We start from the raw sequence: 12722 nt of genomic DNA, 5'->3' as shown, positions 1-12722 counted from the left end.
ACATTAGTAAGCTAAAATATTACAATATGTATTATGCGATTTACGAAAATGGTGGAAAAACAAGAGAAACGGAATCAAAGAGAGAAATATTTTCGTCTCTTGGAAAATATAATGTATACTCTGTTTTAAATGGGGAAATAAAATTCTTGCCAAACTTTAACAAATCAATGCCTCTTATCATAAATGACTTTGTAATTACAAAATTCAATAAAAGGTTATTAAAAAGTGAAATCGAAATATTCGATAAAAAATCAGAGAAATACTTTGACATTATCACTCGAGGTGGAGAACTTTCAATTGTACTCCAAAGCTTAACAAATGATTTAAATCTTGCAAGAAAATTTCCAACTTTTGATACATTTCTTGAGTATGAAACCTTAAAACAAGAAGTAAAAAGTGTAAAAATGGAAAACGAAAAGTTGAAATTAAAAATACAAGAGTTGACCAAAATAAATAAAAAGTCCTAGTTATAGCAATCTGCCGCTAACAAGTAGTTTGCCAAAAGTGTGGCTGGACAAACAAACATCAACTAAGTACAAAGCCGGTCATTGGTTCGGGCAGACACAACTATATTGGGCTTTAGTATTAACTTTCAACTAATCAAATTTATCAGCAGACGTTCGGGCGGACACAATTCTAATACCACACCTTCGGCAAGCTCCGCACGTTAGCTGCTATTTAAGAACAACCCTAAATTTATGATATTCATAGGACAACATAACGAACTATTTTTTTTAAGTACTTTAAAACGAAGTACTCAAATAACTTATGACAAAGATATAAACTCACCTTTGACTTTTTTGTGGACAAAGGATGAGAAATCTATTATTTACTATGAGGGAAATGAAATAAAATTTAAAAAGAACACCATTATTTGCCTGACCGATTTTTACAATATAGATATTCGACATTGTAGTGAATTGAGAAGCATAAAATTTAACCGAGAGTTTTACTGCATACTTGACCATGACAGAGAAGTTAGCTGTAAAGGAATATTGTTTTATGGAGCGAAAGAATTGCCCACTTTTCAAATTCCCACCAACGAGTTAGAAAAATTTGAAGTACTATGGAAAATGTTTGAAATAGAAATGCAATCAAAAGATGATATGCAATTAGAAATGCTACAATCTATGCTGAAAAGATTTATTATTTTATGTACGAGAATTTATAAAAAGCAAAACAGTTTTTCAGAACTCAATACTAAAGAAACAGACATAGTAAGAGAATATAATTACTTGGTAGAAATTTATTTCAAAACCAAACATACCGTACATGACTATGCCGATATGCTCAATAAATCGCCCAAAACGCTTTCTAACTTATTTGCAAAACTTTCCGACCGATCGCCATTACAAATTATTCAAGATAGAAAAATGTTAGAAGCCAGACGTATGCTACGCTATACTGATAAAACTATTAAAGAAATAGCCTATGATTTGGGTTTTGAAGATGTACAAACCTTTAGTCGTTTTTTTAAAAAACAAGAAAGTATTAGCCCAATAAATTTTAGAAATAATCTGTAGCAATATTTTTTTAATAATGGAAATAAATAAACTTATCGCTCAAGTAAAAAACTGTACAATATGTGAAAATTATTTGCAACCCAATCCAATTGTCTCAATCAGTAAGCATAGCAAAATACTAATCATTGGGCAAGCACCAGGACAGACAGTTCATAAAACGGGCATACCTTGGAACGATAAAAGTGGCGATAATTTAAGAGCTTGGTTGGGTGTAGATAAAACTATTTTTTACGACAATAAAATCTTTGGATTAATGCCCATGGGATTTTGCTATCCTGGCACTGGTAAAAATGGCGACTTGCCTCCACGTACCGAATGTGCACCATATTGGCACAGTCAATTTTTAGCCCAAACCAAATCCATTCAATTAACCTTACTTATTGGACAATATGCTCAAAATTATTATTTAAAAAATAGTATAAAAGAAACGCTTACCGAAACCGTAAAAAATTATAAAAGCTATTTGCCACAATATATAGTTTTGCCACACCCATCGCCACGAAATAATATTTGGATGGCAAAAAATAAATGGTTTGAAAAAGACGTTCTTCCTATTTTAAAAAACAAAATCAGTTTTATTATACAGAGTGCTACCCTTTAATTTTGATATAAATTATTAAAAGGAAAAATTGACAACATAAAGGGAAATACTACCTAATAGCAAAGGTCATAAGCATTTTACATTTGCATTATAATTTTAAAAAATAAAAAATGCCAAATTTTAATGTTCCTACCAGAGGAGAAATATCTGGCAACAATCAAGAAATTTTTGACAACTTAAAAAAAGGTCTTGGCACTGTTCCTAACCTGTATGCTGTAATGGCACATTCTGATACAGCACTAGGTAATTATCTCGCATTTCAAAATGCAAAAACCACATTCAATAACAAAGAAAAACAAGCTATTAATTTAGTAGTAAGTCAGGTAAATGAATGTGCATACTGTCAAGCAGCGCATACTTTATTAGGTAAAATGAATGGGCTTACCGAAGAGCAAACCATTGAAATAAGAAAAGGCGGTGCTGCATTTGATAATAAGTTAAACGTCTTGGTAGCCTTGGCAAAAGAAGTTACTCTTAAAAAGGGGTTTGTAGAGGAATCTGCATTAGAAAACTTCTTTAATGCTGGTTATACCAAAGGACAGGCAGTAGAATTGGTAATGCTTGTAGCCGAAAAAATAGCAATGAACTATTTACATGCTGTAACCAAAGTAGCCATTGATTTCCCAGCTGCAAAAGCTATCTAAATTGAATTAAAACAGGTCAAGAGAAAATCCTTGACCTGTTTGCTTTTTTTAAATAAAATAAAAAATAATAAAATGGAAAAATAAGAATAGAAATGTTTAACAAGTTAGGTCTTATCATAACTCGTTATGGTTTAGCATTAGTTTTAATTTGGATAGGACTTTTGAAGTTTACAACTTATGAAGCAGAAGGAATACGCCCTTTAGCCGAGCATAGTCCATTTTTCTCATGGATGTTTGGCTTTTTAAGTACCCAAGGATTTTCTAATATGCTTGGAGTTATTGAAATTTCTACAGGACTATTGATAGCACTGCGTTCCATAAGCCCTATGGCATCTGCTTTGGGTAGTATTGGGGGCATTGTTACTTTTGTCATAACCCTGACATTTATGTTGTCCACCCATGGAGTTATTCAAACTGGACACTCATTTCCGTTTATTTCTGCTATACCTGGGCAGTTTCTAGTTAAAGATTTAGTTCTTTTAGGAGCTTCATTTTGGACTGCTGGTGAAGCACTATCTGCAACTATAAAAAATTAACTTGAGTAAAATGTTTTATACAAAAATAGACTTAATGCTACTGTTTTTTACAGTGGCATTAAGTAGTTGTTCACAAACACCTACTTTAAAAAATAACGAACAAAATTTAAAAGATTCTAATATGGTACATAAGACAGATGCCGAATGGAAAGCTCAATTAAGCAATGAACAATACTATGTACTTCGTGAAAAAGGTACTGAAAAGCCTTTTACAGGAGCGTTGCTAATGAAAAAAGAAAAAGGAGTATATAAATGTGCTGGTTGTGGAGCAGAATTATTTACAGATGACATGAAATTTGATAGCCATTGTGGCTGGCCAAGTTTTGATAAAGAAATAGAAGGTAACAAAATTACACAAACTACCGATCGCAGCCATGGCATGGTACGCACCGAAATTACTTGCACAAAATGTGGTGGTCATTTAGGACATATTTTTGATGATGGACCTACTGAAACTGGAAAACGCTATTGTGTTAATTCACTCTCGTTAGAATTTGTTCCTACCCAAAAAGAGCAAAATTTTGCTGACCCAAACATACATTCTAAAACTGATAGTATTGTATTAGGTGGAGGTTGTTTTTGGTGTACCGAAGCAATTTACGAAATGCTTGATGGAGTAATAAGTGTGGAAAGTGGGTATAGCGGAGGAAATATAAAAGATCCAAGTTATATGGAAGTTTGCTCAGGAAACACTAATCATGCAGAAGTAGTGAAAATTGTGTTTGATATAACAAAAACAAATTTAGATGAACTATTTAAAGTGTTTTTTGCTACTCATAACCCTACCACTTTAAACCAACAGGGTGCCGATAGAGGTTCTCAATATAGAAGTGTTATTTTTTATGCTAATGAAAATCAAAAAGAAATAGCTACTTCTTTAATTTCTGAACTAAATAAAGATGTGTATGACAATAAAATTGTGACGACATTAGAACCTTTTAGTCAATTTTATAAAGCAGAAGACTATCACCAAAATTATTATTCAAGCAATACTGAAAAACCTTATTGTAAATCTGTAATTACACCCAAAATAGAAAAATTTGAAAAGTTATTTAAAGACAGATTAAAGAAAAAATAAACAGCAGCTAACATCGGTTTTGCGATATTGGGGCTGAAGTACTAAATTTGAGCATTGGAATTCTATTGAACATTTGTACTAAATTGAGCATTTGTCCTTTGATTTTCCCAACATCGCAAAGCCGCAAACCGTTATGGGCTATGTATTATCAGGTTTCGTATCTTTGAAGTATGACACAATTGGAATCCATAAAAGATTTGCTACTTAGGCTGAAGCCAGAGCTAATGGAAAAGTATTCTATCAGCTCTATTGGCCTTTTTGGATCAGTTGTGCGCGATGATTTTTCACCAACATCAAGCGACATCGATATTATTGTAGATTTTTCTAAGCCTATCGGAATTGAATTCATTGATTTGGCTGATTATCTCGAACAGAAAATTAAAAGAAAAATAGATCTTGTATCGAGAAACGGAATTAAACAGAAATATTTTCAAGCCATAGAATCCGATATAATTTATGTCTAAAAGATCTACAGACCTGCTTATTGACGATATCCTTGATAGTGGACAAAAAATCCTAGATTATACTCTTGACTTGACTCTAGAGCAATTTTCAGCTGACTCAAAAACAGTAGATGCTGTAATCCGAAATTTCGAAATCATAGGAGAAGCGGCTAACAGATTACCCGAAGATTTTAAGGAGACGCATTCAGAAATTGACTGGCATAAAATACGAGGCTTCAGAAACAGAATTGTTCACGACTATTTTGGAATAGATTATTCTATAGTTTGGGTAATAAAAGAGACATTTCTTCCTAAAATGATCGAACAGTTAATTAAACTTCAAGGCTAACTTACACAGCCCATAACAAAAGGCTTTACGCAAGTTGGGCTTTCAGCAATGGCCCATCAGCTTAGGTATTTCAAATCAACTTCAGTAATTTGGCTTTAGCTAATCGAGTTTTTAGTGGCCAAGCCAGCAGCGGGAATTATCCTTCCCCACCCTGCGTAAAGCCCTGTACGTTACATGCAATGCTTTGACAGAGTTCACCCATATAAAGATGACTTTTAGTTCAACCAACGATGGAACCGAGTAAAAACGCACCATGCCCTTGTGGTAGTGGCAAGAAGTATAAAAGGTGTTGCTTTCTTACAGGAGGCATAACGATAGCGAAGTCGGGAGGTTACAAGAAATTCAATAAGAATTTAAACCGCTATGAGACAAACCTTGACCATCATTATTTCACGTTTAATTATCGAGGCTGTGACTTCCTAGACTCGAAACCCTATGTAGGGAAGATTAAATGTCGGCTTGTACATGAGCAAGGCAACTCAATAATCGTCCCTGATTTCATTTTCGTAAATAATGGCTGGATACAACCACTGCATTTTACTGCTCCTAACTTATTTAAAATTGACGACGATAAAATTGGCTGCGATTTTTTTATTGATATTCAGAATGGACAAACCATAAAAGTTAGATTTTATAACTCTGATATTCTGAAGATTTATTCGGACAAAAGCCAACTTTTTAAATGTGAGATTTATGGACCAGCTGACATAGAAGAATATACATCAGGTGAATTTGAAGTAGAAAATAACCAAATTTACCTGAAGCTATACCATCATACTAATGATACAGGTTTTGCTGGTATTACAAGCAGCAAATCATTACGCTCCTCAAAATGGAACTACAGAGGAAGTAAAGAATGTACAAATTTCCATTTTGCTTACTTTACACATATACCAGAAATAAAATACTCAAATGACCTCATTACAGTTGCTATGTCTGCCGATGGTAACATTGATTACATGATTGACTCATTTATACCTCCAAAAGCGATGCCTCCCAACTATAGAACAAGATTTGAGAATTCAATCTATACAGCACAAGTTTACCGTTCGACGACAAACGACAGAAATCATCCTCTCGAATTTTATCTCCCAGTGGAATCTATCGACATAAAGCATATTTACTTACACAATCAAGGGAATTTATTTTTCTTTGAAATCTGTTTCCCTTACATACATAGACTTAAACTTACTGCAGGCAGCACTTTAACTTTTGACGATAATCATTTTATCAAGAATGAATCCCCAATTGTAAACTCTGATTATTCAATTATAGGAGACGCAAGAACTAAAGAAGGTCTTGCTGCACCATTTGAAGAGGAAGAAACAGACTTTATTTATAAAATTGAAGACTGCGGCACACAGACAATACATGATTTCTGGTTCAGCCATTCAAACCAAGACTTATTTACAGACAAGACAATTACTGAATTACAAGTCAAAGATGTAAGTAACAATCCGACAACATAGTGATAGCATTGCATGTAACAAAAGGTTTGCCGCAAGGCTGGCGGACGGAATAACAATCGACAGTTGTACTACTATCAGCTAATATTGGGCTTGAACGAATTCTATTTGGCTTTTAGTTGTTAACTTCAACATCAGTTTTTTAATCGGCTTCAGTTGCCGGGCAGACACAGCAACAATTCCAGCCCTGCGGCAAGCCTCGAACGTTGCCTGTAATACTTTCAGAGACACTCCAACTTTATCAAAATGATGACAACAAGAATTTTATTGGTATTATTTATCTCCACAGCTACACTTAGTATTAACGCTCAAGTTGACATTTATGGAACGGTAAAAAATTATAGCGACTCAATACTTTACATCAATGAAACAGGAGGTTTTCACAATTTTACCAGAGTTTGGCGTGACAATAGAGTAAAAGTAGTGCTTGATAGAAGTAGAAATTTTAAAGTTACAGTTCCCGAGGAATCAATCGGTAGTTGGTCTATAAAAACACAAAATGGGAGTCAATTATTTGATTTGGTGAAAGGGGAAAAGCTAAACTTAATCGTAGACTTTTCTAAACGAAATCCTGTTTATGCAATTGGAGTAAACGCCGATGACTTCAATTATTTTGCCCATTTGCAAGACAGCTTAAGTAAATACTATTCGGTGAATAATTTCAGCGAAAAGGTCAGAAACAAAGATATAGACAGCGTTCTTTTTTATAGAAAAGAGTTAGCCTTTTACAAAGTAAATCTATTAAATGAGTACAAGCGTTCACATGAAATGTCTGATGAATATTATAGTTGGATTCGCTCTAAATATTTATACGAGCCTTATGAGAGAACAGTGGTTGAAAACATACCCAATCGGGATTCTTTAGATAATATCGCCATATCAAAAATTATGGAAAAAGGTATTAACGATGAGTACGCTGCCTTAAATACGACCGAATATAATGACCTTATAGACTTTTATGTTGCTTCAAAACTTAATAAAATTGGAAGAAAGCTAACACTAAATGATCGCTTTAATTATGTAGCAGACAGCAATATCCTGACAGGAAGTACAAAAGAAGTTTATCTATCTAGGTTTATGGCATGGTTGATTAAAACTCCTGACAGTATTTATAGTCCATTATTTAAAAAGTATGATATAATTGTTCGTAACGATGAAATGAAACAAAATGTAATTAGTAGGCGAAATGATTATGTGAATCCGGCAGTATCTTCATCCATTTTTGTCGATAATAGCAGAGCAAATTCTATTGCTGACATTTTAAAAAAGTATAGAGGGAAAATAATTTACCTGGACTTTTGGGCGAGCTGGTGCATACCATGCAGGGCAGAAATGCTCAATGCTGCCATCTTAAAGGAAAAACTAAAGGGAAAGAATATTGCATTTATTTACTTTGGATATAATGACAAAGAAAAAGCTTGGAGAAAAGCTCGTAATCAATTAGAGATTGCTGGTGAACATTATTTATTGACCGAAAAAATGATAAAAGAAGCAGACGAGCTTTTTGGAATTAACGGCATACCGCATTATGCTATAATTGATAAAGATGGGAAAATTATAAGTAAACGTGCAGACCGACCAAATGACGTATACCAAGAATTGTTAAGACTCGTAAGTAAATGAAAGTAATTGATAGCACTACAGGCAACATTGGGTTTTATGCAAGTTGGGCTTGACCTTGTATCATCAGCTATTCGCTAATCCCAGCTTGAGTTCCAGCAGACGAATAACTATCAGCTTTTATACTTAATTTCATATTTTCAATCAGCAGTGGTTATGGGCGGACGGAATTCTAATTCCCAACCTGCATAAAGCCCTGCTCGTTATGCCCAATGCTATGACGACAGTGCAACAGACGAACATTGCAGCTTGACATCAAACTTTTGTGTAAAACTTCACGACCAAATGAGACGATTTTAACCTTTAAAAATATTAACTTAGCCACAAATACTTTAAAACATAAATGAAGCAAAATTTAACAATAGAAAAGTTAATTGAGGAAGCTCAAAAGTTTTGTAAAAGTGAATCAACTGTTCAAAATACGGAACTTTATGGAGTAACTGACGGTAAAAAAGTTGGAACCCATGTCGAACATAAATTCAAAGACCATTTACTTGCTGTGTATGACACAATTGTTGGTTCATCTGCCAGTGGAATTGACCTTCCATCTGAAAATATACTCACAGACATAAAGGTAACATCCATAAACAAACCCCAATCATCTTGTCCATATAAAGATGCTAAGCAAAAAATATTCGGATTAGGTTATAATCTATTGGTTTTTGTTTACGATAAAAAAGACGATTCACAAAACCAAACTTCTATTCTAGATTTTGTTAGTTGTTCCTTTGTTCCTGCGAAATTCACGGGCGATTATTCAACAACTCGAATTATAAATGATATGAAAAGAGTCGGAAGTAGTACTGATGATATAGTGGCGTTTCTGACAGGAATAAATTTGCCAGCAGATGATTCAACTAAAGAACTATTAGCAAAACAAATTCTTGAAACTGAAATTCAAAATGGTTGCTTGACGATTTCTAATGCATTGCAGTGGAGACTTTCATATAGTTGGATTTGTCCAAATCGAGAAGGAAAAACGAAACCATTAAATAATCTTGACGGTGTACATAATATCATTCATAAAGTTACTGAACAGTAAATGAAAGTATTTGAAGCAAATATTACTCATCAAGTTTCTGATTTCTTAAATGACAATCTGAAAAAGATTACGTCTTTTGAAAAGGCAAATCAAAAAATGTATGATGCCTTCGGCATCATACATTTTTTTGATAATGATGAAGAATTAGAAACGCTTAAAGAAGTTCTTTCAATTACTAATAATATTGTTGAAGAACCCGACAGAGCAGAATATGGCGACTTTCAAACCAATTCAGATTTAGCTAATAAAGTTACATTACACTTGGCTTCAAAAAACATTTCACCTGAAGTTGTTATTGAGCCAACCTGCGGAAAAGGGAATTTTATTATTGCTTCTCTACGCAATTTCAAAAACATAAAAAATGTATTCGGGGTTGAAATTTATAAACCTTACGTTTGGGAAACTAAATTCAGCATTGTAGATTTCTTTCTTTCTAATCCAAAATCACACAAGCCAAAAATTTCGATAGTTCATTGTAATGTTTTCGACTTCGACTTCAAAACGATAGCAAAGGAGCATTCTACAAATGATATTTTAGTAATTGGTAATCCACCTTGGGTAACCAATTCAAAATTGGGTAGTTTAAATTCAACAAATCTTCCTAAAAAAACGAATTTCAAAAATCATAGTGGTTTAGACGCAATGACAGGAAAAGGGAATTTTGACATTGCTGAATTTATTACATTGACTATGATTGAAACCTTTCAAAATATGAAAGGGAATTTATTGTTATTGGTAAAAAATTCTGTTATCAAAAACATCGTCTTTGACCAAAGTAAAAACCGATACAAGATTTCAACTATTGAAAAACATTGCATTGACAGCAAAAAAGAATTTAATGTTTCCGTTGAAGCGTCTTTATTCTATTGTAAGTTAAACTCACTTCCTACATTTGATTGCACGGAATTTGATTTTTACAACAATCAAACATCTCAACTTGAATTCGGTTGGCTTAATGATAAATTTGTTTCAAACATTGACACTTACATGCACACGAAAGAGATTGACGGTGAATGTCCTTTTGTTTGGCGACAAGGTTTAAAACACGACTGTTCAACAGTTATGGAATTGGATAAAGTAAATGGACATTATGTAAATGGGTTAAATGAAGAAGTAAAATTGGAAGACGGTTTAGTTTACGGTATTCTCAAAAGTTCAGACCTTAAAAATACTGTAATAAATCAGACACGAAAGTTTACGATTGTTACGCAAAAGAAAGTTGGACAGGAAACCAAATATATCAAAACTGAATATCCTAAAACATATCAATACTTGACACAGCATCAAGCAAATTTTGATGCAAGAAAATCAAGTATCTACAACAACAAACCTTTGTTTTCAATATTTGGTATTGGCGACTATTCCTTCAAACCTTTCAAAGTTGCCATATCAGGACTTTACAAGACCTTTCATTTTACGCTAATTCTGCCACAGGACAATAAGCCCGTAATGCTTGACGACACTTGTTATTTAATAGGTTTTGACAAAATAGAATTTGCGGTTTATGCTTTAATTCTTTTAAACTCCGACACGACAGTTCAGTTTTTACAATCTGTAACTTTTCCAGACGCTAAAAGGACTTTTACAAAGGACGTTCTAATGAGAATTGACCTTTTAAAATTAGCAAAACAAATTAACAAGACACAACTGCAATCAGAACTTGAAATGCTGAACGAAAAGTATAAACTCAATTTGACATTGAACTTGTGGGACAACTTTATCAACGAAATGACACCTATAAACAATGGACAAATTGCAATGTTTGCATAAACCGAAAGAAAGCACTGGGCATAACAGCACCTACCCAAAAGGCGGGGTTTCGTGTTCCAAAGACAGTTTTGTGGTTAATCAAACATTAGTTTTTCAAATCAAGTTTTGTGGTAAAAGTCCCGCCCTTCGGGTAGCTGCAAAACGTTATGCCTCACCCTAAAAGACGACACCACTGAGAGAAAACCAGCAGTAAACAGACAGACAAAGCCCCAACGCTTCATAAAATTAAAAGAGCTGCAAGCCGACAAACTAGCCAACGCTTTTGCAGCACATTTAATTTTACCCAACCGCACCCAAAGCCCGCCCACCACCCTGACAATTAAAAAAAGCTAAAATATTTTGTATAGTTAGGATGCCTAACTATATTTGCATCGGCAATCTTGCCACAAAACTTAATTCATTCAAAAAATGACAAAATCAGTATTTTACCACGCAGGTTGTCCGGTATGCGTTAGTGCAGAGCAGGACATCGTGTCGCTTATCGGTAGCGACAAAGTAGAAATCGTTCATTTGGGCGAGCAAAAGAACAGAATTGCCGAAGCGGAAGCAAAAGGCGTTAAATCTGTTCCTGCATTGCTTACCCCAAACGGGAACGTGCTTCACCTCAACTTTGGTGCGTCTATGGCGGACGTAAAAGGTTAAAAAGTTTGCCCCACATTGTTAGGATAACTACCTTTGTGGGGCTTTGTTTTTTTCTATGGCGATGAGAACATTTTGTTTAACCATCACAGTGTTGTTTGCTATTTCGGTAAACGCACAAAACAATAAATCAAAAGAAATGAAAGTAGCAGTTTGGGACACTTATGTAACAAAAAAAGACGGTAGCGTAATGCACTTTGACATTATCGCACCCGAAGAAATTAGAGATACATCCATAATTTACGGTTATGGTAAAGACTATCTGACATCAAAGGGACAAGAAGGACAACCATTAACATCAAAAGAATGTAGGTTCTGCCATATAGAAACTCTACGAGCAGAGTGGGAAGCTGCGATAAAACAAAAAGGATATTTTATAATTGAAATGGAAAACTGCAAATAGATGAAATCAGCATTTGATGTAAACCGACAGAATAAAAAAGTAGAAAGTAAAATTGTTGTGGCTTTGGAGCGTATTTCCGAAGCCTTCCGTGTGTTGCTATGGAACGAAAGCAAAGAAAACGCTTTAAGCCCTATTCAAATACAGGTTTTAATCTTCCTGCTTTTTCATAGCGAACATCAATGTAAGGTGAGCTACTTGGCACAAGAATTTAATATGTCAAAAGCTACGATTAGCGATAGCGTAAAACTACTATTGAAAAAAGGGCTAGTACAAAAATTTGATGACCCTATTGACACAAGAAGTTACGTGATTGGCTTAACTGACCAAGGAAAACAAACAGCAGACAAGTCAGCCAATTTTGCTTTTGCTATTGAAAAACCATTGGGTTCGTTGACGGAAGATCAAAAAGAAATTATCCTTTCGGGGTTGCTCAAACTTATTCACGAATTGAACAAGGCAGGTATCATCACCATTCAACGAATGTGTTTTACTTGTTCAAACTATCAAAATACAAACGGACAACATTACTGCAAATTGCTTCAATCAAAATTGGCAACAACAGATTTACGAATTGATTGCCCCGAACACGAATTGACTTTAAACTAATC

At 34.1% G+C, this 12722-nt stretch carries 15 protein-coding genes; all 15 read left to right on the top strand.

All coding sequences use genetic code 11. From position 1 onward, the window contains the following. Positions 1 to 26 precede the first annotated feature (26 nt). The 15 genes from TEGAF0_RS06800 to TEGAF0_RS06730 all read left to right on the top strand — a co-directional run bounded on the left by TEGAF0_RS06800 (position 27) and on the right by TEGAF0_RS06730 (position 12720). Positions 27 to 467, top strand: coding sequence for a hypothetical protein (locus TEGAF0_RS06800; RefSeq protein ID WP_264901140.1), 441 nt, complete (start codon positions 27 to 29; stop codon positions 465 to 467). 231 nt (positions 468 to 698) lie between these two features. Beyond that, a complete protein-coding gene (locus TEGAF0_RS06795) occupies positions 699 to 1523 on the top strand; it encodes a helix-turn-helix domain-containing protein (RefSeq protein ID WP_264901138.1) in 825 nt (274 codons plus the stop codon). A gap of 16 nt (positions 1524 to 1539) precedes the next feature. After that, the gene (locus tag TEGAF0_RS06790) at positions 1540 to 2124 is read left to right on the top strand and encodes a uracil-DNA glycosylase family protein (protein WP_264901136.1); all 585 of its coding nucleotides are present in this window, start codon (positions 1540 to 1542) and stop codon (positions 2122 to 2124) included. 110 nt (positions 2125 to 2234) lie between these two features. Then, complete coding sequence (locus TEGAF0_RS06785; protein WP_264901134.1) at positions 2235 to 2768, top strand: carboxymuconolactone decarboxylase family protein; 534 nt, start codon at positions 2235 to 2237, stop codon at positions 2766 to 2768. A 92-nt stretch (positions 2769 to 2860) separates the two neighbouring features. Beyond that, complete coding sequence (locus TEGAF0_RS06780) at positions 2861 to 3304, top strand: YkgB family protein (RefSeq protein WP_264901133.1); 444 nt, start codon at positions 2861 to 2863, stop codon at positions 3302 to 3304. Positions 3305 to 3314: 10 nt separating this feature from the next. Further along, a complete protein-coding gene (locus TEGAF0_RS06775) occupies positions 3315 to 4382 on the top strand; it encodes a bifunctional methionine sulfoxide reductase B/A protein (protein ID WP_264901131.1) in 1068 nt (355 codons plus the stop codon). Between the two features lie 170 nt (positions 4383 to 4552). Beyond that, positions 4553 to 4846, top strand: coding sequence for a nucleotidyltransferase family protein (locus tag TEGAF0_RS06770; RefSeq protein WP_264901128.1), 294 nt, complete (start codon positions 4553 to 4555; stop codon positions 4844 to 4846). Next, a complete protein-coding gene (locus TEGAF0_RS06765) occupies positions 4839 to 5174 on the top strand; it encodes a HepT-like ribonuclease domain-containing protein (protein WP_264901126.1) in 336 nt (111 codons plus the stop codon). The genes TEGAF0_RS06770 and TEGAF0_RS06765 overlap by 8 nt, the downstream gene beginning before the upstream one ends. 230 nt (positions 5175 to 5404) lie before the next feature. Beyond that, on the top strand, positions 5405 to 6643 hold the full coding sequence (locus TEGAF0_RS06760; protein ID WP_264901124.1) for a YecA family protein: 1239 nt from the start codon (positions 5405 to 5407) through the stop codon (positions 6641 to 6643). Between the two features lie 243 nt (positions 6644 to 6886). Then, positions 6887 to 8263: a TlpA family protein disulfide reductase gene (locus TEGAF0_RS06755; protein WP_264901122.1), complete on the top strand. Its 1377-nt coding sequence runs from the start codon at positions 6887 to 6889 to the stop codon at positions 8261 to 8263. 340 nt (positions 8264 to 8603) lie between these two features. After that, positions 8604 to 9302 (top strand): hypothetical protein, encoded by a 699-nt coding sequence (locus TEGAF0_RS06750; protein WP_264901120.1) that lies wholly within the window; start codon positions 8604 to 8606, stop codon positions 9300 to 9302. Next, positions 9303 to 11072, top strand: coding sequence for a hypothetical protein (locus tag TEGAF0_RS06745; RefSeq protein ID WP_264901118.1), 1770 nt, complete (start codon positions 9303 to 9305; stop codon positions 11070 to 11072). A 408-nt stretch (positions 11073 to 11480) separates the two neighbouring features. Beyond that, positions 11481 to 11714, top strand: coding sequence for a thioredoxin family protein (locus TEGAF0_RS06740; protein WP_264901116.1), 234 nt, complete (start codon positions 11481 to 11483; stop codon positions 11712 to 11714). Between the two features lie 55 nt (positions 11715 to 11769). Then, on the top strand, positions 11770 to 12114 hold the full coding sequence (locus tag TEGAF0_RS06735; protein WP_264901114.1) for a DUF2024 family protein: 345 nt from the start codon (positions 11770 to 11772) through the stop codon (positions 12112 to 12114). After that, positions 12115 to 12720, top strand: a complete 606-nt coding sequence (locus tag TEGAF0_RS06730) for a MarR family winged helix-turn-helix transcriptional regulator (protein WP_264901112.1) — start codon at positions 12115 to 12117, stop codon at positions 12718 to 12720. The last annotated feature ends 2 nt before the right edge of the window (positions 12721 to 12722 follow it).

This window comes from Sediminibacterium sp. TEGAF015 (assembly GCF_025997995.1).
GTDB lineage: Bacteria > Bacteroidota > Bacteroidia > Chitinophagales > Chitinophagaceae > Sediminibacterium.
This window is presented reverse-complemented; position numbering and strand designations above follow the sequence as displayed.